This window comes from Winogradskyella ouciana (assembly GCF_965284585.1).
GTDB lineage: Bacteria > Bacteroidota > Bacteroidia > Flavobacteriales > Flavobacteriaceae > Winogradskyella > Winogradskyella ouciana.
The window spans coordinates 2,567,365-2,592,354 of the sequence record NZ_OZ260095.1 but is presented as its reverse complement, the minus strand read 5'-3'; the positions used below and the strand labels follow the sequence as shown (position 1 = coordinate 2,592,354).

Sequence of the window (24,990 nt, the reverse complement as noted above, 5' to 3'; positions counted from 1 at the left end):
CTTCAAGTTTCTGATTATTGAAGCTCTTTGCCTAATGGTATTAGTAGTCTATTAATATAAATTAATTGTCTGTTAAGTAGTTCTTTATAACGTCTTGATAATTGGATTTGCTGATACATCAAACGTTTTAGGGCGGTTCTCTTTTCAGTTGTATTTAAGGTTACTGATTCTGATATAAAAAAGGTTTTATCTTGGGCTATAATATCTAAATCCAATAGTTTTTCCAATAACATACCTTTCTTTTCAAATACTAAATCACTTCTCTTTTCATCTCCAAAGAATTCGGTTCTTGGGAATGAAAGCTCATAAGTTTTAACAATTAAACTTCGTAAAGAATCATTCTTAATGTATTCTAGACCTTTTGATTTTAAAGTCTCATAGGCTCCTTTGTCATAATTTATTTTATTATCTAAACAGGATTGATTTAAGTTATACATAAAAATTGAATCCGTTTCAATCTTTCCACTGTTTAAAAAAGAGAGTATATAGTTGATTGCGTTATCTCTTCTTTTTACGTTGGTCATGATGTTGTCATTATTTTGAGCATCTCGTTTTAATGAAGTATATATTTCTGTAAGCGCCTGGTTTTCATAGACCCTATCTTTTCTGTATTCATTTTGGGTATTGATCTGTAAGGCAATTAAAATTCCGATAACCACTAAAATGATTTCACCAATGGCATATTTTAAGTATTTGCCTGTTTTGTTTTGCGCCATAAGGTTGTATCTTATTTTTCGGAAAAATTTTATCATATCACTTATTTAATCTTTTTAAACTCCGTCCTATATCTACCATTAGATAAATAATAACCAATAACCTCATTGTTTGTGTTATAGGATAATTCTCCAAATAAGTAATTGTTAAATGTGAATGTGTTTTTGGAATCTGGATAAAAAGTAAAAATGAATTGATTTTCAGGATTGGTATTTCTAAATCCTGTCATAATCATTTTATCGTTCTGTCTTATAATTTTATGAGTGAACAAAAGGTTTGTGTAAGTTCCTAGGTAATGATCGTATGCTTTTGAGTTTTTTATTATAGAAGTATCCTTCTCTATCTTGAGATAATCTGACAATTCGTCGTAAGCCTCTAAAGCATTTTGCTTAAACCCTTTAGTATATCTTTTGTGATTATTTAAATTTATGAGTTGAAAATTTGCGACGAGATTTAAGTAAATAGAATCTGTGAGTAAATAGTTTATGGCTTCATCATTTAATTGATCGCTCATAGTCATATCGAAATACCAATTTTTTTCATTTTTATATTTCTTAAGATACTCTAACACTAAATTTGTTGTAATGTCATCGGTAAGATCCACTCGTTTTTTGTTGGTACCGTAAATTTCTTTTAGTTTAGAAATAATTGAATCTTGCTCTAGGGTAAAATCATCTTGTTTATCAATTAAATTTTTAAAGGCATCATCTGCTATTTCAACAGCTTCTTGACTCAATATAATAATATCAGACATATCTTGATTTTTATAGTACTCATAGTTAACATTCCTATTAACTACGTCATAAACTAGTTTGTCTTTACCTCTATATTGCTCAATGACATTATTTGCCTTTCCTATATTAAAAGCCAGTTCTTTATGAACCTGTTGCATTAAGATTTCAGATTTTTCGGCAGCTTTTCTATCCTCGTTCCAATTATTAATTGAGAGCGCAATTAAAATACCAATCACCACAAGTACAATTTCTCCTACAGCGTATTTAAAGTACTTTGATGTTTTGCTTTGTGCCATGAGATTGTATCTGATTTTTCGGAAGAATTTTATCATGATTCATTGCTTTAATTATGTGGTCATATTGACTATTCTATATGGTATTCTGTTTTAATTTTATCCATTAAAATGGTGCCTCGAGTTTTAAATTTATTCAATAATCTACTATAGGCTCTGTGCGATCTAGAATATGCAAAAAAATGACTTTTAAATAAGTCATCTTCAAAAATCATATCTACAAAGGTGGATCTATTATTGTTTATCCTATAATCTACTCGTATTCCTTTATATTGGATATGACTCGTTAATTCACTAAACTTATTAGTTAGAAATTTCTCATCTATTTCGATTTCAAATAGAAGTTGACTATATAACAATGACAAGGCTTCAGATAACTCATTATTAAGCTCGTAATTAAGCTCTATTTTAGATTCGAGCACACGTACTCCTGTGTCAATAATCTTAATGTCTGGAAAACCAGTTGTTGAAAAAAAATATTCTTGAAAATAATCAGTGTTTGTTAATAGGGAATCTCGATTAACCTCTTCTCTAATAATACGATCCATTAAAGAAAACCTGGCTTCCATGACTGCAACGTCGCGTTCAATTTCTTTAGAAGAATTTTCAAAGTCTTTAACAATACGTGCATATATATTTCTAATTTGATTTTTTTCTTTCTGCTTCTCGTTCCAATTATTAATAGAAAGTGCTATTAAAATCCCAATCACCACAAGTACAATTTCGCCTATGGCGTATTTAAAGTATTTGGATGTTTTGTTTTGTTCCATGAGCTTGTATCTAATTCGTCTAAAGAATTTTATCATAAGACTTTATTTAATTTTTTTCCAAGTTATCTTTCGACCACCTCTATAAAAGACCATTCCCTTGACTTCGTTATCATTATCATAGGTTAAATTGCCATAGTATTGCTTATTCGTAAAAAGGGTTTTAGAATCAAGATATAGTGGATATTTTTCAATCTTAGTAGAATCGTTATTTTCAATTACAGTTTGTATGAAATGATTACCCTCCTCTTTAATGTGCAACGTAGAATTATCATTAGTATATGTTCCCAAATAATCTCTATAGCCAGTCAAATCTTTTACTATCGCTGTATCAGGAGTTATTTTTAAATGATGACTTAATTGAGCGTAGGTTATAATGGCGCTTTCTCTGAATCTTTTTACACCATTATTTTGCTGAGCAGGACCAATTGTATAAAAGTATGACGCGTCATTTAAATATTCTGGATCAGTGAGGAAATAGTTAACCATATCGTCACTTATTGACTGGTAACTAATAAAGTTAGGGTACCATGGCTGTTCGTTTTTGTATTTTTTATGCAAATCAAAGATGAATTCATAAATCTCAGTATCCAAAAAGTCTACCTCTCCTTTAAAATTACTGTAGACGAGCTTTAATTTAGAGAGCAAGTCATCTTGCTCTTGGGTTAATTTTTCGTCGGAATTCAATAATTTTTGAAATGTATCATCAGAAAGTTCTACTGAATTGCCACTAAATAACAAGTATGCATAACCATGAAGTTTATAATTTTCTTTAGTCGCCTTTTTGTTAATTATTCTGTAATAAATATAATTCTGACGTCTAAAATAGACGACCTTAGTATTTGCCTTTTCTATATTAAATTTAAGTTCCTTAAGTGTCTTTTTAAATAATAGATTTGTATAATCTGCAGCTTTACGTTCTTCATTCTTATTGTTAATGGAAAGCGCTATTAATATGCCTATGACAACCAGAATGATTTCACCAACAGCATAAAGTAAATACTTCCCCACTTTGTTTTTGTTGAGTAGGTTTTGACGGATTTTACGAAAGAATTTTATCATTAGTTAGGTGCATTTGTTAATTTGTTTTTAGTGCATCTATTTCAATTTTAATATTATCAGCAACTTTTAAAGCAGCTTCTAATGTTTTCCTATGTATATATAAAAGTTGATATTTACCTCCTCTACTACTATTAATATGATAAAGTATGTTATCACTATGCTCTAAAAACTTTTTATAAGATAAGCTAGTCATTGTCAAATCTGTTCCATCATATCCAAAATAGGGTCCAATTTCACGACTTAAAATGTTGCTATAATCAATATTTTCAGTATTGTTTACTAATAAGGATAGGAACTCATAATCAAACTCATATAGATTATTAATGTCATCTCTTAAGGTCTCATTTGAGATAATGGATAGGCCTTTTTGTTTAGCTTCTTGAAAATGAGAATCATGTAAAATAATGAACGATTTACTAACTGTGATGTAATGTAGTTCGGCTATAAAATTTTTATTTAATTCTTTTTTGTTTAATATATGGTCGATTAAAAAACTAACTGTTTCTATCCCATTTCTAGTTCCACGAATATTGGTATTTAAATCGATGGTGTCCCTTAAAATGTCTTTTCTAATACCTTCTAAAATATCGATTTCAACAATTCTTTGCTTTCTTAATTCGTTTTGATTATTTAATTGTAGTGCAATTAAAATGCCAATAACAACTAATAAAACCTCTCCAATAGAATACAGTAAATACTTACCAATTTTATTTTTGTTCAGTAAGTTTTGGCGGATTTTCCTAAAGAATTTTATCATAATTCTAAGGTTTTAGTTTGGTATAGGTTACCGGAATATGACCTTCGTGAATAGTCATGGTGATATTATCTCCTGAATTACTTTTATTAAAGATAAACACACCACCAATAGGATTAGCACTTGAAAACTTACTTTCAGAACTAACATGAATTAATCCATCTTCTTGCAATGGATGTTCTCTATTTACTATTAAAAAGCCATCATTATTAATTGTTATCTCTGCTTTAGATTCATGGTTTGTGCTTCTAACATAGCTACCAACATAACGGTTTAGCACTTCCTCATCAGTAATAAAATCAAGTGAGTCTGTCATTTTGTTTAAGACAGATGCTATTTCCTCATAACACCTAACTGCATGTGCTCTATAAAACAAAATTGTTCTTCTATGATTTCTAATAACTATACCATGATATTTTTTAACTCTATTTTTATAGCGATAATCATTAAGTCTATACATTATGGCCTCTGTACTTTTTTTATGATCTGGTTCGGTATACCAAGGCTTTTCTGCAAGAATATCATTAGATTCAATAACATGGTCGTTCAGTCGTTTATTAAAACGTTCTACTGATTGCCTTCTGGTACCATGCAACTCATTCAAAAAAGAAACTGATTGACTATATTTTTCTGGAATGGCATCAATGTTACTCATTAAAACTTTATGAGCATTATCGGATGGGGTGTAAAAACCCATTGTTAAGGCTGCTCGCCATATAGGATCACTATCTTCTTTAGCATAGTCTTTATAAGTTAAGTCTGTGTTTAGCACTAAGCTTAGTAAAGAGTCCTTTCTTTGATAGATGTCAATATACGCTGTGCTTCTACTTATATCTGTTTCTAAATCTTTAAGTACGTCTTCAAAAATGGCATCGATTTTAGCTTCTGCTTTTTTTTGTTCGCTACGTTGGTTAAGATTTAAGGCAATGAGAATACCAACAATTACAAGTATGATTTCACCTAAGGCATAGAGTAAGTACTTCCCTATTTTGTTCTTGGTAAGTAGTTCTTTTCTAATAGTTCTAAAAAACTTAATCATAGCTTTTATTTTACTATTAAGTAAGTCCGCAAACGGCCATCTCAATCAAAGGTCTACCAGACCTCTGATTTTGTATGAACAAAATTCTGTTTCGATATTGAAAGAACTTTAGCATGAGGAAGTTGATTGATTCCTTTAAAGGTAGGTTAATTAATCGACAACCACACTATACAATTAACTCTAACTTTTTGATAATGAGTTTATTCTAATGATTCACACCTATAGTGCTTTTATTTTATAGACAATTGCGCAAGATTGGAAAAGTAAAACACAAACAATACCTTTAGTTTTGTTATCCATAAACGATAGACCAATGGCAGAGCGACCAAAAGCAAAACAGCGTTATCTGGAAAACCTAAACTGTGTATTGGATTATATACATAACCATTTAGATTCTAAAATTGATATTGCACATTTGGCAGAGTTGTCCCATTTTTCAAAATATCATTTTCATCGTATCACTCGTGCTTTGTTGGGTGAGCCTTTGGGTGCTTATATTACACGAGCTCGTGTTGAGGCTGCAGCAAAACTAATTCGCTATTCAGATAATTCCATTGAAGACATTGCGTATAGTGTAGGTTTTGAAACTCCGTCTTCCCTATCTAAAGCGTTTAAAAATCATTTTGGAATTTCGCCCAGTGCGTATCGTAATAATAAAGATATCATAATCAAAAAACAGAACATCATGAAAACAGAACTCAACATTAAAAAACCAAAAATTCAAGAGCTAGAAGATCAACAATGTTTGTACTATACTATGTATGGCGCTTATCAAGATCTAGACTATGGTTTGGCATGGGAAAAACTTTGGGCAGAGGTAAAAGCACAGCAATTGTTTACCAAAGGTATTCGCCATATTGGCTTGCCTCACGATGATCCAAAGATTACGGAACCTAATAAAATCCGTTACGATGCGTGTTTAATTATTCATAAAGATGCTAAACCCAATGGAGATATTGGTGTAAAAACCCTAAGAGGCGGAAAGTTCGCCACTTTTCTTTACCAAGGCAGTTACAAGCACTTTGCAGACGTCTATGACTATATGTTTAATGAATGGTTGCTCAATACAGATCATGAATTGAGAGATGCTCCTTGTAGAGAAAAATATATAAGTGATGCCAGACGTGTAGCCGAAGAGAAATTAAAAACTGAGTTTTATATTCCGATAAAGTAACCTCCTGTGTCAGTTTGAGCGCAGTCAAAACCTCGTGTTATAAGCCTTATAATATTTCGATTGTTCTTACGCTAAAGCTTTAGCGACACGCGTGCGCTCAATATGACATTTATGTTTTCATTAAGCGCACCTAGTTTTATTCACGTTCATACTGCGCTTTCACCATCTCATATAACTCATCAAGCTTAGCTTTAAGTTCCTTATTCTCTTGTTCTAAATTTTCAATCTTAGAGTTTAGAGCTTTTATGGATTGTACATAAAGCGCATCATAAGTACCATAAGCCGTTTGATAAAACCCTTGGTTATCCATACTCACATTTTCTGGAAACACCTCTTTCAATTCCTGAGCTACAAATCCATATTGTTGCCCTTCCGGTCTGTTATTTCCTGTTTGGTTATCGTCCCACTCATAAGTGACACCTCGCATTTGCAATAATTTCTGCAATGCGTCCATCTCTCTAAACGTATTGATGTTTTTCTTTAAACGTCTATCACTATTTGCCAACCAATCACCTGCTGTAGTTTTTGAAGCATTTCCGTTGACTTCTAAGATATTGGTTGTTGGGATACGCATTATACCTGTTCTTCCATCTTTAAGTATTGTGAATGCATTATTGTTATTTGGAATTGAAGGAGTAGCATCTCCATTAGCAACTACAAACAATCTGTCATCTTCATCGCTAATTGTAATACTTGCAGGAGTATAAACCTCTTCATTAAATCCAAAAACCGTTTCGGAAAATGAATAGGCTCTTACATCGTTGCCTATGGCAACACTTCGGTCACCAGAAGCAATTGTTGATAAACCAATAGCTACACTATTATTTCCTGATGATTGAGAACCATTTCCGATAGCAACACTTGAGGATGCAGAAGCTGTGCCACCTTGCAATGCTATTGAAAAAGTTCCCGTTGTCGCACTGTTGATACCTGCCAGACTCTGGCTGCCTGCTGCGTTGCTACCAGAAAATGACACCGAACCTGAACCCGAAGCTATCGCAAACTGACCAAAGGCGAAGCTTCCATCACCTGAGGCTGTATTATTGTAACCAATGGCCGTTCCGTTGGCAGCAGTGACCGAGTTGGATAAACCTAATGCCAAACCATTGTTTGCCGATGCCGATACCGTACTTGAGCTTCCTATAGCGATGCCCTCTTGAGCTTCTGATGATGAATTTGGTCCTATTGAAATACTGGACTCTTCTGTAGCATTACCGCCTTGCAATGCTATTGCAAAAGTTCCCGTTGTCGCACTGTTGATACCTGCCAGACTCTGGCTGCCTGCTGCGTTGCTGCCAGAAAATGACACCGAACCTGAGCCAGATGCTGTCGCAAACTGACCAAAGGCGAAGCTTCCATCACCTGAGGCTGTATTAATGTAACCAATGGCCGTTCCGTTGGCAGCAGTGACCGAGTTGGATGAACCCAAAGCCAAACCATTGGTTGCTGATGCTGATACCGTGCTTGAGCTCCCTATAACAATGCCCTCTTGAGCTTCTGATGATGAATTTGGTCCTATTGAAATACTGGACTCTTCAGTAGCATTACCGCCTTGCAATGCTATTGCAAAAGTTCCCGTTGTCGCACTGTTGATACCTGCCAGACTCTGGCTGCCTGCTGCGTTGCTGCCAGAAAATGACACCGAACCTGAGCCAGATGCTGTCGCAAACTGACCAAAGGCGAAGCTTCCATCACCTGAGGCTGTATTATTGTAACCAATGGCCGTTCCGTTGGCAGCAGTGACCGAGTTGGATGAACCTAATGCCAAACCATTGGTTGCTGATGACGACACCGTGCTTGAGCTCCCTATAGCAATCCCCTCTTGAGCTTCTGATGATGAATTTGGTCCTATTGAAATACTGGACTCTTCTGTAGCATTACCGCCTTGCAATGCTATTGCAAAAGTTCCCGTTGTCGCACTGTTGATACCTGCCAGACTCTGGCTGCCTGCTGCGTTGCTGCCAGAAAATGACACCGAACCTGAGCCAGATGCTGTCGCAAACTGACCAAAGGCGAAGCTTCCATCACCTGAGGCTGTATTATTGTAACCAATGGCCGTTCCGTTGGCAGCAGTGACCGAGTTGGATGAACCTAATGCCAAACCATTGGTTGCTGATGCTGATACCGTGCTTGAGCTCCCTATAACAATGCCCTCTTGAGCTTCTGATGATGAATTTGGTCCTATTGAAATACTGGACTCTTCAGTAGCATTACCGCCTTGCAATGCTATTGCAAAAGTTCCCGTTGTCGCACTGTTGATACCTGCCAGACTCTGGCTGCCTGCTGCGTTGCTGCCAGAAAATGAAACCGAACCTGAGCCAGATGCTGTCGCAAACTGCCCAAAGGCGAAGCTTCCATCACCTGAGGCTGTATTATTGTAACCAATGGCCGTTCCGTTGGCAGCAGTGACCGAGTTGGATGAACCTAATGCCAAACCATTGGTTGCTGATGCTGATACCGTGCTTGAGCTCCCTATAACAATGCCCTCTTGAGCTTCTGATGATGAATTTGGTCCTATTGAAATACTGGACTCTTCAGTAGCATTACCGCCTTGCAATGCTATTGCAAAAGTTCCCGTTGTCGCACTGTTGATACCTGCCAGACTCTGGCTGCCTGCTGCGTTGCTGCCAGAAAATGAAACCGAACCTGAGCCAGATGCTGTCGCAAACTGCCCAAAGGCGAAGCTTCCATCACCTGAGGCTGTATTTCCTGAACCTAGAGCTATAGAATTATTTCCTACATTAATATCATTCCACTCATTCCCAAAAGTTTCACCAGCTCTAAAAGCACCTTTACTCTTATCAAAAAAGAAACGTGAGCCCGAACCTGATAATACATTACTTCCAAATACAAAATCATCACTAAAAACATTCGTTGTGTTTTGTACTATACCACCAATACTTTGAAATTCACCTGAAGCACCAAAAGTGAGTTGATTCCAACTTGAGCCATTATAAAACCAAAAACCAGAAGATAAATTGGTTTGATATATCATAAGTCCTTCGGCTGGTGATGCTATGGCAAGCCGGTCTGACTCTGTCATTCTTGGAATCAATAAACCTGAGGTGGTACTTTCAATATCCAACATTGATGAAGCATCAGGATTAGTTGTACCAATACCCACTTGGGAGAATGATAAATTAATGCAAAAACAAATGAAAAGTAATTTTAGGGTTTTCATGATGCGTGGTTTTATAGTTTATACCTACATCGTATAAATTCAAAAATGTCATCGTTTTAATAAAACAGAAGCAACACTAATCACTTTCCTCCTTACGGTAATACTTTTGCACAATTTCAGTTTCTAGTGTCTTTATTTTTTTCTTAATAGCAGAAAGTTCTGCCTGTAAACGTTTTAAAGTTTTGAGTTGTAAGGTTTCATCATCCATTATGGTATCTGAGGCTGAAAATGCACGAGGCAACGTGGAAGCTTGCCAACTTAGGTTACCGTTACCATCAGTTGTTAATATATCACCTGAATTACCATCGTTGACTGGGAGTGTATATTGTGAGTTTATGGTCACCTCGCCCATTGCCGAAACTTCAAAAGCATTCCGATTTAAAAATTCGCTAGCGTAAACTTGCCAACTACAGCCAGAAACTCCACTACACGTATAAGTACTATCATATGCAGTTGGAATACGCTCTTTCCCTATAACAAATTTTGAGGATGACGTAATTGCTGTGTGTGGTCCAATGGCTATGATACCATCACCAACAGGCTCAGTAGTATCCGATCCTACTGTTATTGCCGCTAAGCCTTCTGAGGCTCTAATATCCACTTTACCATATTTGTATAAGTCACCATTAATATCATTCCTACCTGGACCATGCCAATCATCATCACCCTCTTTTGACAAGTACGTCCAAGTACCTCCCTTATAATACCAAAACCCAGATTCTAAATTGGTTTGATATACCATAAGTCCTTCGACTGGTGACCCTATAGCAAGTCTTTGGGCTTGGGTCATTCTTGGGATTAATAAACCTGAAGTAGTACTTTCAATATCCAACATTGACGAAGCGTCTGGATCTGTTGTGCCAATACCCACTTGGGAAAATGATAAATTAATGCAAAAACAAATGAAAAGAAGTTTTAGGGTTTTCATAATGAGCGGTTTTGTAGTTTACCACTGCATCGTAGAGAAATAAAAATGTCATCATCTCTGAATGAAAAAGGAAATATAGTCTTACCATTTAATCGTATAAATATAAGCTCTAACGATTATAGTAAATGTTTAATCTATAAAAGATTACTTTACGCTCAATCAACCAACCAATCATGAAAATTATTATTACGTTACTTGCTTTTGCATTTTTTAATCTAAGTTCATCGCAAGTCACTCTAGAAGATGATGGCTTACATTTTGCAGTGGGTGCAGCCATATCTAGCGGAACATATGCCTTAATATATTCTAAAACAAAAAATAAAAGTAAGGCATTTTGGTATAGTTTCGGGCTTTCTTCACTAGCTGGGTTTTCTAAAGAATTCTATGACGGTAATATTATTAGTGGCAAGTTTGATACCAGCGAGTTTGTGGCTACAATGTTAGGTGGTCTTACTGCCAGTTACACCTTCAATATTTTTACTGGAAAACAAAAGAAGAAAAAGCTAGAGGAAGAATTAGCGCTGCTTAATTTATAAGTTTCGCAACAATGTCTTTTACAGGAAGGATTTCCTTAGTATGCTCAATACTTGGTCCTGCAACCCACACTGTTTTATAAGTCGCTTTTTTAGCGGCTTTTTCTGTGGCTTTCATTCCGATGGAAAAACGAATCATCTTCACCCATTTTTTTAGTTTTCGATTTTTGTTCAGTAGATTTTCAATCCAAGTGGCTTTAGTGCCAATTTTCTGAACATAAGGCGTGTTGATAACAGTACATGGTGTACCAGAAATACGTTCGGTCATTATAATGTCATCAGCACCATAATCCACACAGGCTTGTTTGTATTCGTCAGTAACTCCTGCTTCTTCTGAAGCAATAAAAGGACTTCCAACCGAAACACCTGCTGCACCATAACTCAACATTTTATCAATATCTTCTTTACATCCTACTCCACCAGCAGAAATTATGGGAATGGATAATTCCTTATGCAATAAACTCGTTAAATCTTCTGGAGATAAATTCCCTCTATGACCACCTGCTTCATTATTTACAGCAATGGCTGCATCTGCTCCAAGGCTTTCCACTTTTTTGGCAAATTTTAAATCCGTCACATCGCAGAATACCTTAATACCAACGGCATGTGCTTGTCTGATAGTTTCCTCTGGACTTCCCAAAGAGGTAATAATAAAATCACAACCTTCTTCGCAAATGACTTCTAATTGTCCTTTGTATTTAATATTAGATTTATTCACAATTAAATTAAAGCCAAACGAACCTCCTTCAACCTTATTTGCTTTCAGTTCTTTTATAGCAGCTCTTAACTCTTCAAGTGTTCTGTAATTCAACGCAGGAATACAACCTGCAATACCAGCTTTCATAGCTTCAGTAACCATAGCCACGTTAGACACCAAGAACATTGGTGCTTGTATGATTGGGTATTTTATGTTTAGGAGTTGGGTTAGTTGAGTACTCATGCCTGAAATTGATTTGAGCAAATATACTAATAATTGCTATGCGTGCATAATACTTTTTACTCTAAAAATCTATAGTACCCACATTTTAGATAGGCTCCTTCAGGAAATGAAATCGGATGATCAACATCATGCTGGGTTTTTAGAACGGTTTCGAAAAGTCTGGATTGTTCATTTAACACTCTATTGTTTAAATCAAAAAAAGATTGAGCCAGAACTCTTGAAGAACAAGATGCCAATACCAGCAATCCTTTCTTTGCTGTGAGCTTCTCTCCTAGTGATGCCAACTGTGCGTACTTTTTCTTTGCCAGTTCCACGTCAGATTTTTGTTTGGCGAAACTTGGTGGGTCGATTACAACGACATCATAACGTTTGCCTCTCTTAATCAATTTTTTCATTTCGGTAAAAGCATCACCTGCAATGGTTTTATGAAGTCCTGAATAGTCGTTCAAGCTTCCATTTTCTAAAGCGATTTCTAGTGCTTGCTTGCTTATGTCCAAACTTGTGACTTCAGTTGCTCCTTTAGCTAATGCATGTACAGAAAATCCACCTGCATAAGAAAATACATCCAAAACTGTTTTGTGTGAGCTTAACTCTGCTACTCTTTTTCGGTTATGTCTATGGTCTAAAAAGTAGCCCGTTTTATGACCCTTTATCACGTTGGCAGTAAATTTAACTCCATGTTCTATAAATTCCACAACTTCATTTTCTAAATCACCATAGATTACCTTACCATCTTCAAGATTATGATTTTTACTGTTTTGAAGATTCCTGCTCAAACGCATCACTATGGTTTTTGTCATAGAAACTTGTTGCAAACTTTTTACTATAGGTTCTAAATAAGGAAGCCATATTTCGGAATATAATTTTACAACTAAAACCGAATCATAAACATCTGCTATTAAGCCTGGAAAACCATCATTCTCACCAAATAACAGTCTATAACTATTGGTATTAGTTTGCAGTAGCTCTAACCTTTTGTCATAAGCCAGTTCTATTTTTTGGTGAAAGAAATCTGTATTAATTTCCGCTTTGGTTTCCGCATTGTGAATCATCTTAATACGGATTGGTGATTTATCGTCGTATAATCCAAAGCCTATAACCTTATTCTTGTTTTTGCTGAATACGATTGCTAAATCTCCTGTCTTTGCATCATCATTAATCTTTACAATGCTATTTGAAAAGACCCAAGGATGACCTTTTACAACAGATTGTTCTCCTTTAGAGCTCAGTTTTACAGCTAGATTTTTTGGTCTAACATTATCCTTAAATGATATATGGAAAGGCATGAATATTCTAAATTAAAGAAACTTCTATTTTACAATATGAAGGTAAAATTAACCTTAAATACATCAATAAAATGTCTTTTAATAGATAAAAACTTACTGTTAGCCTTATAAATGCTATTTATTAACAATTGTTAATATCTTTGACATGCATCCAAATCTATGAACAAACTTTAATGGTAATCACTTAAGAGGGTTCTATAATAACTTACTACATGAAAAATATTTTAATTTATGGTGCATCTGGCCACGCTAAGATGATTGTGGATATTATACAGAAGAATAATACTCACAATTTCTTGGGCTTTATAGATTCTTATAAGCCTATTAATGATGATGTATATGGATTTAAGGTTTTAGGTAATTTAGAATTACTGCCAAGCCTCATCAAAAAGTTTGATATTGACGGAATTGTTATTGGTATTGGCAATAATGATACACGGTTACTTGCATATAAGAACATTATTGACGTTGCGCCTAACCTCGAGTTTATTCCTATAGTACATCCCAGCGCTATACTTGCAAATGATATTATAATACCTGAGGGTACCGTAGTTATGCCTGGAGCTATAGTAAACGCTAATGCTAAAGTTGGGAAGTTTTGTCTTTTAAATACAAAATCGTCTCTAGGACATGATTCTATAATGTCTGATTTTTCGAGCTTAGCATCTGGAGCCACAATAGGCGGCAATGTAAAAATAGGGTTTTGTTCTACAATATGCCTAAGCGCATCAGTTGCACAAAATATAACCATAGGTGATTATACTACTATAGGAGGAGGAGCATTAGTTCTAAAGCCTATAGGTGATCATAAGTTAGCATTTGGTGTGCCTATAAATACTATAAAGGACAAAAAAGCGAGTTCTAAAATTCTGGTTAAAAAAGTGCCTTATGCTTCTTAACTCGTTAAGAAATAAGTTTTTTTGGACACTTGATGGCCTTAAAGGAGGGCTTATAAAAAACCAACTCAATGAAGTTAAACTTGGCGTTAAGCATCCTAATTCTGATAAGGCTAAAGACTTAAAGAATCAACATACCAACAACATTATTAAGCACGCTGTTGAAACGACTCCGTACTATGGTAATTTTAATGATGCTAAAACCATTTCAGATTTTCCCGTAATAAGAAAAACGACCATTCAGGATAACTTTGAACAGTTTCAGTCCTATAAATTTAAGGATGCAGATAATTTTAAAGTCTCTACGAGTGGCTCTACTGGAGTTCCTTTTTTCTTATATCAAAACAAAGGGAAACGCAACAGAAATCATGCTGATATCATATACTTCTTCAACGCTGCCAGTTTTGAAATTGGCAATAGACTTTATGAACTTGAAGTTTGGAGAGGACACAATGAAAAGGGTAAATTAAAAGCTTGGCTGCAGAATGCCGTTCAGTTTGATATCTCTAGATTGACCGATGAAAGAATTGAAGCATTTTTAAATCTTATAAAAAAAGATAGGCAGTCTAAAAAAACCATGTTAGGTTTTGCGTCTTCATATGAAATGATCGCCCAATACTTAGAAAGAAACAATATCTTTTTAAAAGATACAGGCATAATAGCTGCTATTGCAAACTCAGAGTATTTAAACCCATACACCAAAGAAACCTTGGGTAAGCATTTAGACACACAAGTACTTTCAAGATATTCTAGCGAAGAAGTGGGTATGATTGCCCAGCAAACGCTGCAATCACCCAACAACTTTGTAATTAATCATGCTAGTTACCACGTAGAAATTTTGAATCTCGATAATGACAAGCCTGTTAAACCAGGTGAATTTGGAAGAATTGTAGTTACTGATTTGTTTAATTATGCCATGCCAATAATTAGATATGATACTGGTGATATTGCAAAACTTGCTTTAAATGAAGATGGTGTAGAGGTATTAGAACAAATTGAGGGTCGTAAAATGGATGTTATCCATGACTCTAAAGGAAATATTGTGTCTTCGTTTGTGGTTTATACCAAGTTTTACAATTACTACCATTTATTAAAGCAGTATCAGTTTATACAACAAGGGGAAAAAGAATATGAAGTAAAACTGAATCTACAAGGCGAAAATTTTGAATTTGAAGATGAATTAATTAACAGTATAAAATCTGACTTTGGTAGCGATGCCAATGTTGTCATTACTTATGTTGATGAAATTCCACCATTATCTTCCGGAAAAAGAAGAAAAGTAATCAATAATTATAAAAAAGCTTAGGCACGTTTTAAGGCTAGGGCTAATATCTCATCTGTAAAATCACCTAGCAAAGGCCCATCTGCTATTTGCAAATCAACACCTAGCTTGTGGGTATTGTATTCTATTAAATATGGTAAATCGTCTTTGCTTATTCCTATATCCCAAGCAATAATTTTAAAATACGGAACCACATGATGCATTGACTTTACCATTTCTTGCACTTTTACATAATTGGGTATTTTACAGCCTGCTAAACTGATACCTGTTGAAGCTTCTTTTACTACTTCACCTTTAGGGTTATAACCCTTTCCTTTTAGGGTGCCATCATCTAATATACCGCAAAAGAGACCTCCTGTTGAGAAATTATCCGTAGAGCTTCCTAACTTTCCAACTCTCAAAACTGAAGATAATATATGTACTCCTTCATTATTTAAGTAAGACACTATTCTAAGGGTGTTTAGGCTGGAAGGGTTGAGAGATTTCAACACGGCACTTTGTTCTAAACATTCTTGAACCACAAAATCTTTTCCATATAATTTGAACAGTTTTTCGATACTGTAATCTTTATAAGTGGTCTTGGAATTAAGGACACTAAATGTATTAACCATTTTTCCGCGTCCAGTATCTATGGTTGGTTTGATTATTAATTTGCCTTCAACAGCTCCACAGGCATCAATTGCGCCTTGTAAATCGACAATTTCGTCGTTTATATAATAGAAACCATTAATATTCTGAACAATACGCCTAGGTTGGTTAAACTCCCTAAATAAATTGTAAGTCAAGTTTTTGTCTAATAGTGCTGGCCACTGTCTTCTCTGGTTCAACATAGGATTAATCCTAGGGTTAAAAATATCGTAAGGGACATAATTTTTATGAAACTCACCATTTATACCTTTATAATACCTGTGCCAATAAGTGTTTTTCAAATTATAACCCCTTGATTTATAATAAGATTTGGCTTCTTTAATTTCTTCAGCACTTAGTTTTGGCAAATCTCTTTTTGCCAATAAAGTTTTCATATATCGTCTAGCACTTATCTCTAATTGCAATTGCGTTAATCGTTGCTGAATAATAGGTATTCGCTTAATAAATGAATTTTTAAAATGTTGATATAAAGACATAAATACACGCTATTATTAAACTATTCTAGTGCCTTTGCTAAGATTTCATCTGTAAACTTACCGAAAAGTGGTCCTGTTACTATTTGAACTTCTAAACCTTGATTGTAGGTATTATACTCAACTAAAACTGGCTTATTGTTTTTATTAATGGCGATATCCCAAGAGACAAGTTTAAAATATGGAATTCTAACGTGAATGGACTTTACCATATCCACAACTAGATTATAATTAGGCACAGTATATCCAATGAGTTTTACACCAGAAAATGTTTGATCTAGAGCTACCCCTTTTTTAGAATAGCCTTTGGTTTTAATTCTTCCATAATCATCTACACCACACAATATGCCACCAGAGGAGTAATTATCCGTGCGACTATTTAAACCCCCTACTCTGGCAGTAGTAGAAAGTATATTTACTCCATTACCGTTTAGATATGATATTACTCGTAAGGTATTTAAACTTGAAGGGTTGAGTGTACGCATTGTTTCACTTTGCTCTAAAAACTCTTGTACAATGAAATCCTTTTTATATAGTTTTAAAAGGTCCTCAACACTTAAATTTTTGTGTGACGTTTTATTTCCTATAACCTCAAAAGCTACAACCTTTTTACCACCACCTGAATCTATACTTGGTTTGATGATAAGTTGGTTTCCGTTTTTACATATTTCATTTACAGCTTCATCAAAAGTAGCAGGTTGGTCATTTATATAATAAAAGCCGTTGATATTCTGAACTACACGTTTTGGCAGTTCAAATCCTTTAAATATTCGATATATTATATTCTTATCCAACAGAGCTGGCCACTGTATCTTTTCATTAAGCTTTGGTGAAATTTTAGTTTTAAATAAGCCTAATGGAATATAATCTTTATGAAATTCTCCATTCATGGATTTGTAGAACGTATGCCATTCCGTATGATTTAACTTGTAACCTCTTGACTTAAAAAATGATTTCGCTTCTTTAATTTCATTTGGACTCAATTTAGAAACCTCAATATTGCGCATTAAAGCTTTAACTTTATTGCGAGAGTTCATTACATGATTGAAATCGAGAACGCGTTTTCTTAAACTACTGAAATACTTTGACGCTATTTTTTTAAAGAAACGGTACATATCATGAAGTTAATATTTCTTTAATGTATAGTTAAATGTCCACTTTTTAAATAATATAACACTAAGATATAGGGCGACGGTTTTAGCCTTTAATTTGTATTGTATTCTTAAAGCAGATTTATTAAAATATTCAGTAATAGCATGGTGGTAAATTACTCCTTGCTTTTCAAATAACCCATAACGTTCGTATTTCATGTAGGGTGAAATATTCTTTCCTCTATACTTATCAAATGTATATAGACTATGTATATAGATATCTTTCTCGGATAAATGGAAATAGCGTTTTCTAAAATAAAAGGGCTTGTTTTTAATCATAGAATAGGCAACAATTTCATTATTGTGCTTTATGCCCATGCATATATCACCATTTTTTAGATCTTCATGAAAATCTTTTTGGTCTAGGCCACTAATTGAAGCTTTTATCAATTCTAAATCTGACTCATCAAAAACCGTAACCGTAGAATTTATTTTTTCACCTCTAATTTTCTGAAGCACAGCAGTATCTTTAGTTGAAATAAAATAATAATACGGCATTATATCTATGCCAATCTTGGCAAGATTATTACGCAGACCTTGCATAAACAAACCATGTTTGGAGAGTTTATAAATCCACTTTATTCTATCGATAATACCCCTTTTATTATTTTCCATAATAATAGTTCTATATAGAGCCTATTTTAGCTATAGTTTTTTAAAGTAAAATTCATAGTCCATTTTTTAAAGATCACTAAACTGAGGTAGAGTTTCATTGGCTTAGAATTCAATTTCTTCTTAAACCTTATTGTGGACTTATTAAAATACTCGCTAACACTGTAAAAGTTTGTTATACCTTTTTTCTCTAAATGCTCGTAACTGTGATAGCGTAAATATGGTGCAAGGTTCTTTCCTCTATAGGCTTCAAAAGTGTACATACTATGCAAATAGCTTTCCGTAGGTCGCAAATCAAAAGAACGTTTTCTAAAAGTAAATGGCCTACACTTTATAAACATATAAGCAGCAATCTCCTCTCTGTTTTTTAACCCTATACAAATTTCACCGTTTTTAAGGTCAGCCAATAAATCTTTCTGCTCAATACCTATTATGGTATTCTTTATGTAATTAATTTCAGCTTCACCAAAAGTGGTTATTTCAAAATCTTTATCTTCTCCCCTAATTTCTGGAGGTGTAACAGGGCTGGTAGCTTCCCTAACCCAATAATATGGCATAAAATCCAATCCAATTTTGGCTAAATTATTACGCACACCATGCCAAAACAATCCATGTTTTATGATATTGGACATCCATTTAACTCTATAGGATAAGCCTTTTTTGTCTCCTTCCATAAATTAATGGTTATTTGTAAATACGACCATAGCGACCATTGCCAGGCTCCATATCCATTTGAACTCTAAACTCTGACGGAGTCATAATTTCTCTGTTATTGGCTTTGGCAATAGTATGTATTCGTTCTATAAGTGATGTGTTTGTTGCCAATCGTGTACGTTCTGCATCAAACCAAATATTGTCCTCTAAACCAACTCTTACTCCCTTACCAATAGCAATAGCCAAAGAATTCATCATTAATTGTCCATTACCTATACCAGCTATACTAACCAAAGCATCTTCCGGAATATCATTAAGCATTACTCCTGTATGCAATAAATTGGTTTGTGCGCAGGCAATATTTCCAAAAAGTAGATTATAATATAATGGAGGCCTTATGTAATCTTTCTTCACCAAATACTTTCCAAAGTTAATCATACCTACATCAAATACTTCCAGTTCTGGTACAATTCCCTTAGCTTTCATTGTTTTTGCCAAGTCTTCAATCATACTTGGAGCGTTCATACTCGCTACCTTATTAAAATTTAAAGAACTTAGGGTTAAACTGCCCATATCTGGTTTTAAGTCACCCTCTAAAGATAATACGTCTGCTCTCTTATCCAAAGTATTAAAATTACGACCACTAAGCGATGTACAAATCACTAAGTCTGGCGCGTATTTTCTTATACCCTCTATCAATTGAGCGTAAACTTCTTTTTTGTAAGTAGGTACACCAGTCTTTTCATCTCTGGCATGTATGTGAGTCATGGTTATGCCTAGCTCGTACGCACGGTGAACATCTTCTACAATTTCATTGACTGTAACAGGTACATGAGGTGTCATGTCCTTAGTGGGTATCATTCCGGTAGGAGTGAAGTTTATTATTAGCTTATTCATTCGATTTGGGTTAAATGATGACGAAAGCTAGCTTATTTCTTAAATAAAACACAAATAATCCGATTAAATGGGAGTGTATGACTATAAATTGAACATTTTTTAAGTTTGTAGCAACAAAAAAACGCAATCAAATTAATGATTGCGTTTTTATATTCTAGATTCTGAAATAAATTCAGAAATCAAAGATTTGACCTAGTCAATGAAAAATCTAACTTACTTCACTTCCTCAAAGTCTACATCCTCTACATCACTACTGTCGTTAGCATCTTGAGCTTGTCCTTTTGCACCTGCTCCTGCATCCGTTGGTCCACCTTCTGGTGCACCTTGTGCTTCGGCCTGTGCTTTGTACATCTCTTCGCTAGCAACTTTCCATGCTTCATTGATTTTCTCTAAAGCTGGATCTATTACCACGATATCTTTAGTTTCATAAGCTTTCTTCAATTCCTCTAAAGCTTCTTCAATTGGCTTCTTCTTATCATCTGATAATTTATCACCAAATTCTTCTAATTGCTTTTCAGTTTGGAAAATCATCGCATCAGCCTGATTCAACTTATCTGCAGTTTCCTTAGCTTTTGCATCTGCTTCTGCATTAGCTTCAGCCTCTTGCTTCATTTTAGCGATTTCCTCTTCTGTTAATCCAGATGACGCTTCAATACGGATATCTTGCTTCTTACCAGTCGCTTTATCTTCCGCAGATACTTTAATGATACCGTTGGCATCAATATCAAACGTTACTTCAATCTGAGGTGTTCCTCGTCTTGCTGGTGGAATTCCATCCAAGTGGAAACGACCAATCGTTTTGTTATCTGCTGCCATAGGACGCTCACCTTGTAATACGTGAATCTCTACCGATGGCTGATTATCTGCTGCTGTTGAGAATACTTGTGATTTCTTAGTCGGAATCGTCGTATTGGCTTCAATCAACTTGGTCATTACATTACCCATGGTTTCAATACCTAGTGATAATGGAGTAACATCTAATAAAAGAACGTCTTTTACGTCACCAGTTAATACACCACCTTGAATACCAGCACCCAATGCTACAACTTCGTCAGGGTTTACACCTTTACTTGGTGCTTTTCCGAAGAATTTCTCTACAGCTTCCTGTACTGCAGGAATACGTGTAGAACCACCTACCAAGATTACTTCGTCAATATCAGACTTAGATAATCCTGCGGCTTTCAATGCCGTTTCACATGGCTCAATAGTACGCTTGATTAAATCATCGATTAACTGCTCAAATTTAGAACGTGTCAATGTACGTACCAAGTGCTTAGGTCCACTAGCGGTAGCGGTTACATAAGGTAAGTTGATTTCTGTCTGTGCAGAAGATGATAATTCAATCTTCGCTTTTTCAGCTGCTTCTTTAAGACGTTGTAAAGCCATAGGATCTTTACGTAAGTCCATATCTTCATCATTCATGAACTCATCAGCTAACCAATCGATGATTCTTTCATCAATATCGTCACCACCTAAATGTGTGTCACCATCTGTTGATAATACTTCAAACACTCCGTCTCCTAATTCAAGAATGGAAACATCGTGTGTACCACCACCAAAATCGAATACAACGATTTTTTGGTCTTTAGATTTTTTATCCAATCCGTAAGCTAAGGCCGCAGCAGTAGGCTCATTGATAATACGCTCTACTTTTAATCCTGCAATCTCACCAGCTTCTTTTGTTGCTTGACGCTGTGAGTCATTAAAGTATGCTGGCACAGTAATAACTGCTTTACTTACATCAGCTCCTAAATAATCCTCAGCAGTTTTCTTCATCTTTTGAAGAATCATAGCTGACAATTCTTGTGGTGTGTATAAACGACCATCAATATCCACACGTGGAGTATCGTTGTCACCTTTTACCACTTTATACGGCACACGTTCTGCTTCTTTTTTAGATTCAGAATATTTGTTACCCATAAAACGCTTAATAGAATAAACCGTTTTTGTTGGGTTTGTCACTGCTTGTCTTTTTGCTGGATCACCAACTTTAATTTCACCACCTTCTACAAAGGCGATAACCGAAGGTGTTGTTCTCTTACCTTCAGCGTTTGGGATTACAACTGGCTCGTTACCTTCCATTACAGAAACGCAAGAGTTGGTTGTACCTAAATCAATTCCAATAATCTTACTCATAATTAATATCTATATTTTGTTGTGTTTTTAATTTTTAACTCGACTAGTATAGGTCAAGTTCTATGCCATGACAAAAAATGTGACATGATGTCAGATTTCTTTTTGAGAAAGTATTTCTTATTGAGCATCACTTTGGAATAACCTTTGATGCTATAAAGAAAAACTTTAGATATCATGAAACGTATTTTAACCTTTATTTCAGTATTTGCTTTATTATTAACCGCTTGTGAAGGTCCTCAAGGTCCTCCGGGTTTTGATGGATTTGATGGCCAGGATGGCCAAGATGGTGTTGGTGTTCCGCCAGCTTTCGAAATTGTTCTAGATTTTACTCCTGAAGATAACTATGAACTTATAGAACCTTATGGTTTTGAGGTTGGACCTACAGCTGTTGCCCTAGTTTATATTTCATGGGAAGTAGACAATGGTCAGGACATATGGCGACCATTACCTCAAACGGAATATTTTGAGGATGGAACTCTAGTCTATAATTTTGATTTTACACAAAATGATGTCCGATTCTTTTTAGACGGAACCATAGACTTTTCGACATTAGACCCTTCTTACACAGATGCGCAAGTATTCAGAGTTGTTTTGGTACCTGCTGAAAATGTTGGCCGTGTAGATTTATCTGATTTAAATGCTGTAATGAGCGCATACGGAATCGAAGAATTTATAAAACGTTAACTTAACCTATATATAAATTAGCTAGCAGCTTTGATTAAAAATCAAGGCTGTTTTTTTATAAAAAATCCAGATAAACATAATGTATATTTGCAATAGAAATTTAGAACACAAATGGAATGTATCTCTGTTTTTGACATGCTTAAGATTGGCATTGGACCATCGAGCTCACATACCTTAGGGCCTTGGCGTGCTGCTGAGCGCTGGATACAAGAACTTAAAGATAAAAACCGCTTTGATAAGGTTGAAAACATAACTGTAGATCTTTATGGTTCATTATCCCTAACAGGAAAAGGACATGCCACGGATTATGCTGTAATGTTGGGTCTTAGTGGATCCGATCCTGAGCGCGTTCCGGTTGAGGATATTGACAAAACTGTGGCTAATATAAAAACTACAAATACCTTAAATTTTAATGGTGAAAAAACACTTCCTTTTAACCCAAAGGAACAGATAAAATTCAATCGTAAGTTTTTACCGTTTCATGCCAATGGACTTACTTTTACTGCTCTTATAAATGGTCGAAATTATAAATCCACCTACTACTCTATTGGTGGAGGCTTTGTAGTACAGGAAGAACGTAAAATTTCTAAGGCCAACAAAATTATTTTCTACTGTACATTCCCTTATCCTGTTGAAAAAGGAGATGAACTTCTAAAATATTGCCATCATTTAAATTTACCAATTTCTGGAGTTGTATTGGAAAATGAAAAATCCATACGAGATGAAGGCAACATCGATTTCGAATTACAGCGTATCTGGACGACAATGCTAGAATGTATGTACACAGGCTGTCACACAGAAGGTAACCTACCAGGCGGACTTAATGTAAGGAGACGTGCTTACGATATGCACAAAAATTTAATAGGTGATTATACATATGAAAACCCTGAAGCCTGGTTGCAAACCATTAGAAAAACTGAAGTTAAATTCAGACAAATATTAAAATGGGTAAGTTGTTTTGCTTTGGCTGTGAATGAAGTTAACGCTTCGCTCGGTCGTGTGGTTACGGCACCTACAAATGGTAGTGCTGGAGTGATTCCTTCAGTATTGATGTATTATATGGTTATTGAAAATCATGAAGCAGACTTTGAGCACATTAAAAAGTTCTTATTAGTGGCCAGCGAAATTGGAAGTATCTTTAAAAAAGGGGCGACTATATCTGCAGCAATGGGAGGCTGCCAAGCAGAAATTGGAGTGTCCTCAGCCATGGCAGCAGGTGCGCTATGCGAATTGATGGGAGGAACACCAGAACAAGTTTTAGTAGCTGCCGAAATTGCGATGGAACATCACTTAGGCTTAACCTGTGACCCTATTGGTGGATTGGTACAGATTCCATGTATAGAACGTAATTCTATGGGAGCCATTAAGGCTATCAATGCTGCTGAATTGGCACTAGATACAGATCCTAAAAATGTAAAAGTACCATTAGATAAAGTCGTCAACACTATGTGGGAAACCGCAAAAGACATGAATACCAAGTATAAAGAAACCTCGGAAGGTGGTTTGGCTGTTGGTGTTCATATGTCGGATTGCTAGATTGCTAGATTGCTAGATTGCTAGAAAAAAGTCTAACAAATCTAATTATCTAAAAATCTAACGCTCTAATTTTTACACCCTTCTCTCCTTCTTGTATCGACCAAATAAATAATTTTCCACTCATCATTTACCTTTATAAGCTGAAAGGAATTCACTCCACAGTGACTAAAGTTGCCATTATACCAAAATTCGTAAGGTGTCCAAGCATTTGCCATGTTTCCATCTACTTGAATATTGAAATCCAACAATTTTTCCTCAAACGTTCTGTCCTTAGGAATACTAGCGATATTCTTAAGAAACTGGCTGTAGTCACTTTCTTGTAAAACTGTCTTGCCTTCTTTGTCCACCGAAATGGATTGCATTATTATATCGCCTTTTGCCATAGCCTTAAGCTTTGTGGTATCTTGTTTATGGAAAGATTCGAAAAATTTAACGATTGTTGCTTTTACATTTTCCTTTTCAGTTTTTTGTGCGTTTACAATCAATGTGAAGCAGAACGCTCCAAGTAGTAACAGTTTTTTCATCTTATAAAATTTTAGTCAAAATACGACTGATACCGTATTTCTATCGTAGAATAAACAAAAGTTTAACAAATCTCTTTATTTTTACATCACTA

The 24,990-nt window shown here is 35.1% G+C and carries 23 protein-coding genes; 6 read left to right on the top strand and 17 right to left on the bottom strand.

The features are described from left to right. Window positions 1–14 precede the first annotated feature (14 nt). The 6 genes from ACQ65V_RS11535 to ACQ65V_RS11510 are packed head-to-tail and all read right to left on the bottom strand — an operon-like array spanning window position 15 to window position 5,363. Window positions 15–752, bottom strand: coding sequence for a DUF6090 family protein (locus ACQ65V_RS11535; protein ID WP_430468014.1), 738 nt, complete (start codon window positions 750–752; stop codon window positions 15–17). Window positions 753–757: 5 nt separating this feature from the next. Then, window positions 758–1,780, bottom strand: coding sequence for a DUF6090 family protein (locus ACQ65V_RS11530; RefSeq protein ID WP_430468013.1), 1,023 nt, complete (start codon window positions 1,778–1,780; stop codon window positions 758–760). 32 nt (window positions 1,781–1,812) lie between these two features. Next, entirely contained in the window at window positions 1,813–2,547 is a 735-nt protein-coding gene (locus ACQ65V_RS11525; protein ID WP_430468012.1) for a DUF6090 family protein, read from the bottom strand. A gap of 6 nt (window positions 2,548–2,553) precedes the next feature. Then, window positions 2,554–3,570: a hypothetical protein gene (locus ACQ65V_RS11520; protein ID WP_430468011.1), complete on the bottom strand. Its 1,017-nt coding sequence runs from the start codon at window positions 3,568–3,570 to the stop codon at window positions 2,554–2,556. A gap of 16 nt (window positions 3,571–3,586) precedes the next feature. Next, on the bottom strand, window positions 3,587–4,327 hold the full coding sequence (locus ACQ65V_RS11515) for a DUF6090 family protein (RefSeq protein ID WP_430468010.1): 741 nt from the start codon (window positions 4,325–4,327) through the stop codon (window positions 3,587–3,589). A 4-nt stretch (window positions 4,328–4,331) separates the two neighbouring features. Then, window positions 4,332–5,363 (bottom strand): hypothetical protein, encoded by a 1,032-nt coding sequence (locus ACQ65V_RS11510; protein ID WP_273292087.1) that lies wholly within the window; start codon window positions 5,361–5,363, stop codon window positions 4,332–4,334. A 313-nt stretch (window positions 5,364–5,676) separates the two neighbouring features. On the opposite strand from ACQ65V_RS11510, the gene ACQ65V_RS11505 reads away from it, so the two are divergent. After that, window positions 5,677–6,537, top strand: coding sequence for an AraC family transcriptional regulator (locus ACQ65V_RS11505; protein WP_430468009.1), 861 nt, complete (start codon window positions 5,677–5,679; stop codon window positions 6,535–6,537). A 136-nt stretch (window positions 6,538–6,673) separates the two neighbouring features. Here the strand turns inward: ACQ65V_RS11505 and ACQ65V_RS11500 are convergent, their stop codons facing one another. After that, a complete protein-coding gene (locus ACQ65V_RS11500; protein ID WP_430468008.1) occupies window positions 6,674–9,718 on the bottom strand; it encodes a tail fiber domain-containing protein in 3,045 nt (1,014 codons plus the stop codon). 76 nt (window positions 9,719–9,794) lie between these two features. Then, window positions 9,795–10,646 (bottom strand): hypothetical protein, encoded by an 852-nt coding sequence (locus ACQ65V_RS11495; RefSeq protein WP_430468007.1) that lies wholly within the window; start codon window positions 10,644–10,646, stop codon window positions 9,795–9,797. 173 nt (window positions 10,647–10,819) lie between these two features. On the opposite strand from ACQ65V_RS11495, the gene ACQ65V_RS11490 reads away from it, so the two are divergent. Continuing rightward, window positions 10,820–11,182 (top strand): hypothetical protein, encoded by a 363-nt coding sequence (locus ACQ65V_RS11490; RefSeq protein ID WP_430468006.1) that lies wholly within the window; start codon window positions 10,820–10,822, stop codon window positions 11,180–11,182. On the opposite strand, the gene ACQ65V_RS11485 is transcribed toward ACQ65V_RS11490, so the two are convergent. Next, the gene (locus tag ACQ65V_RS11485) at window positions 11,172–12,119 is read right to left on the bottom strand and encodes an NAD(P)H-dependent flavin oxidoreductase (RefSeq protein ID WP_430468005.1); all 948 of its coding nucleotides are present in this window, start codon (window positions 12,117–12,119) and stop codon (window positions 11,172–11,174) included. The genes ACQ65V_RS11490 and ACQ65V_RS11485 overlap by 11 nt on opposite strands. Before the next feature lie 56 nt (window positions 12,120–12,175). Then, complete coding sequence (locus tag ACQ65V_RS11480) at window positions 12,176–13,405, bottom strand: class I SAM-dependent rRNA methyltransferase (RefSeq protein WP_430468004.1); 1,230 nt, start codon at window positions 13,403–13,405, stop codon at window positions 12,176–12,178. A 212-nt stretch (window positions 13,406–13,617) separates the two neighbouring features. On the opposite strand from ACQ65V_RS11480, the gene ACQ65V_RS11475 reads away from it, so the two are divergent. Then, window positions 13,618–14,304 (top strand): acetyltransferase, encoded by a 687-nt coding sequence (locus tag ACQ65V_RS11475; protein WP_430468003.1) that lies wholly within the window; start codon window positions 13,618–13,620, stop codon window positions 14,302–14,304. Further along, window positions 14,294–15,607, top strand: coding sequence for a CoF synthetase (locus ACQ65V_RS11470; RefSeq protein ID WP_430468002.1), 1,314 nt, complete (start codon window positions 14,294–14,296; stop codon window positions 15,605–15,607). The genes ACQ65V_RS11475 and ACQ65V_RS11470 overlap by 11 nt, the downstream gene beginning before the upstream one ends. Here ACQ65V_RS11470 and ACQ65V_RS11465 read toward each other — a convergent pair. The 6 genes from ACQ65V_RS11465 to dnaK all read right to left on the bottom strand — a co-directional run bounded on the left by ACQ65V_RS11465 (window position 15,604) and on the right by dnaK (window position 22,154). Further along, window positions 15,604–16,605 carry a sugar-transfer associated ATP-grasp domain-containing protein gene (locus tag ACQ65V_RS11465; RefSeq protein WP_430468001.1) on the bottom strand — a complete coding sequence of 334 codons (1,002 nt, stop codon included), beginning with the start codon at window positions 16,603–16,605 and terminating at the stop codon, window positions 15,604–15,606. The two genes, ACQ65V_RS11470 and ACQ65V_RS11465, sit on opposite strands and share 4 nt — an antisense overlap. Window positions 16,606–16,727: 122 nt before the next feature. After that, on the bottom strand, window positions 16,728–17,819 hold the full coding sequence (locus ACQ65V_RS11460) for a sugar-transfer associated ATP-grasp domain-containing protein (protein ID WP_430468000.1): 1,092 nt from the start codon (window positions 17,817–17,819) through the stop codon (window positions 16,728–16,730). Window positions 17,820–17,828: 9 nt separating this feature from the next. Beyond that, the gene (locus ACQ65V_RS11455) at window positions 17,829–18,470 is read right to left on the bottom strand and encodes a hypothetical protein (protein ID WP_430467999.1); all 642 of its coding nucleotides are present in this window, start codon (window positions 18,468–18,470) and stop codon (window positions 17,829–17,831) included. A gap of 26 nt (window positions 18,471–18,496) precedes the next feature. Further along, window positions 18,497–19,141, bottom strand: coding sequence for a GNAT family N-acetyltransferase (locus tag ACQ65V_RS11450; protein ID WP_430467998.1), 645 nt, complete (start codon window positions 19,139–19,141; stop codon window positions 18,497–18,499). A gap of 10 nt (window positions 19,142–19,151) precedes the next feature. After that, window positions 19,152–20,018, bottom strand: a complete 867-nt coding sequence (locus ACQ65V_RS11445) for a 3-keto-5-aminohexanoate cleavage protein (RefSeq protein ID WP_430467997.1) — start codon at window positions 20,016–20,018, stop codon at window positions 19,152–19,154. Between the two features lie 213 nt (window positions 20,019–20,231). Further along, on the bottom strand, window positions 20,232–22,154 hold the full coding sequence (gene dnaK / locus ACQ65V_RS11440; protein ID WP_430467996.1) for a molecular chaperone DnaK: 1,923 nt from the start codon (window positions 22,152–22,154) through the stop codon (window positions 20,232–20,234). Between the two features lie 174 nt (window positions 22,155–22,328). Here dnaK and ACQ65V_RS11435 point away from each other — a divergent pair, with 174 nt between their 5' ends. Continuing rightward, window positions 22,329–22,838 (top strand): collagen-like triple helix repeat-containing protein, encoded by a 510-nt coding sequence (locus ACQ65V_RS11435; protein WP_412561078.1) that lies wholly within the window; start codon window positions 22,329–22,331, stop codon window positions 22,836–22,838. A gap of 111 nt (window positions 22,839–22,949) precedes the next feature. Further along, entirely contained in the window at window positions 22,950–24,374 is a 1,425-nt protein-coding gene (locus ACQ65V_RS11430; protein WP_430467995.1) for an L-serine ammonia-lyase, read from the top strand. Between the two features lie 65 nt (window positions 24,375–24,439). Here ACQ65V_RS11430 and ACQ65V_RS11425 read toward each other — a convergent pair whose 3' ends face one another. Continuing rightward, window positions 24,440–24,898, bottom strand: a complete 459-nt coding sequence (locus ACQ65V_RS11425; RefSeq protein WP_430467994.1) for a nuclear transport factor 2 family protein — start codon at window positions 24,896–24,898, stop codon at window positions 24,440–24,442. Window positions 24,899–24,990 lie beyond the last annotated feature (92 nt).

Excerpts from the sequence above, each read along its gene's own strand:
- ACQ65V_RS11515 (WP_430468010.1), bottom strand. The coding sequence starts at position 4,327 with ATGATAAAATTCTTTAGGAAAATCCGCCAAAACTTACTGAACAAAAAT.
- ACQ65V_RS11530 (WP_430468013.1), bottom strand. The coding sequence starts at position 1,780 with ATGATAAAATTCTTCCGAAAAATCAGATACAATCTCATGGCACAAAGC.
- ACQ65V_RS11510 (WP_273292087.1), bottom strand. The coding sequence starts at position 5,363 with ATGATTAAGTTTTTTAGAACTATTAGAAAAGAACTACTTACCAAGAAC.
- ACQ65V_RS11425 (WP_430467994.1), bottom strand. The coding sequence starts at position 24,898 with ATGAAAAAACTGTTACTACTTGGAGCGTTCTGCTTCACATTGATTGTA.
- ACQ65V_RS11480 (WP_430468004.1), bottom strand. The coding sequence starts at position 13,405 with ATGCCTTTCCATATATCATTTAAGGATAATGTTAGACCAAAAAATCTA.
- ACQ65V_RS11445 (WP_430467997.1), bottom strand. The coding sequence starts at position 20,018 with ATGAATAAGCTAATAATAAACTTCACTCCTACCGGAATGATACCCACT.
- ACQ65V_RS11505 (WP_430468009.1), top strand. The coding sequence starts at position 5,677 with ATGGCAGAGCGACCAAAAGCAAAACAGCGTTATCTGGAAAACCTAAAC.
- ACQ65V_RS11430 (WP_430467995.1), top strand. The coding sequence starts at position 22,950 with ATGGAATGTATCTCTGTTTTTGACATGCTTAAGATTGGCATTGGACCA.
- ACQ65V_RS11500 (WP_430468008.1), bottom strand. The coding sequence starts at position 9,718 with ATGAAAACCCTAAAATTACTTTTCATTTGTTTTTGCATTAATTTATCA.
- dnaK (WP_430467996.1), bottom strand. The coding sequence starts at position 22,154 with ATGAGTAAGATTATTGGAATTGATTTAGGTACAACCAACTCTTGCGTT.
- ACQ65V_RS11465 (WP_430468001.1), bottom strand. The coding sequence starts at position 16,605 with ATGAAAACTTTATTGGCAAAAAGAGATTTGCCAAAACTAAGTGCTGAA.
- ACQ65V_RS11435 (WP_412561078.1), top strand. The coding sequence starts at position 22,329 with ATGAAACGTATTTTAACCTTTATTTCAGTATTTGCTTTATTATTAACC.
- ACQ65V_RS11495 (WP_430468007.1), bottom strand. The coding sequence starts at position 10,646 with ATGAAAACCCTAAAACTTCTTTTCATTTGTTTTTGCATTAATTTATCA.
- ACQ65V_RS11535 (WP_430468014.1), bottom strand. The coding sequence starts at position 752 with ATGATAAAATTTTTCCGAAAAATAAGATACAACCTTATGGCGCAAAAC.
- ACQ65V_RS11455 (WP_430467999.1), bottom strand. The coding sequence starts at position 18,470 with ATGGAAAATAATAAAAGGGGTATTATCGATAGAATAAAGTGGATTTAT.
- ACQ65V_RS11450 (WP_430467998.1), bottom strand. The coding sequence starts at position 19,141 with ATGGAAGGAGACAAAAAAGGCTTATCCTATAGAGTTAAATGGATGTCC.
- ACQ65V_RS11470 (WP_430468002.1), top strand. The coding sequence starts at position 14,294 with ATGCTTCTTAACTCGTTAAGAAATAAGTTTTTTTGGACACTTGATGGC.
- ACQ65V_RS11490 (WP_430468006.1), top strand. The coding sequence starts at position 10,820 with ATGAAAATTATTATTACGTTACTTGCTTTTGCATTTTTTAATCTAAGT.
- ACQ65V_RS11485 (WP_430468005.1), bottom strand. The coding sequence starts at position 12,119 with ATGAGTACTCAACTAACCCAACTCCTAAACATAAAATACCCAATCATA.
- ACQ65V_RS11475 (WP_430468003.1), top strand. The coding sequence starts at position 13,618 with ATGAAAAATATTTTAATTTATGGTGCATCTGGCCACGCTAAGATGATT.
- ACQ65V_RS11460 (WP_430468000.1), bottom strand. The coding sequence starts at position 17,819 with ATGTACCGTTTCTTTAAAAAAATAGCGTCAAAGTATTTCAGTAGTTTA.
- ACQ65V_RS11520 (WP_430468011.1), bottom strand. The coding sequence starts at position 3,570 with ATGATAAAATTCTTTCGTAAAATCCGTCAAAACCTACTCAACAAAAAC.
- ACQ65V_RS11525 (WP_430468012.1), bottom strand. The coding sequence starts at position 2,547 with ATGATAAAATTCTTTAGACGAATTAGATACAAGCTCATGGAACAAAAC.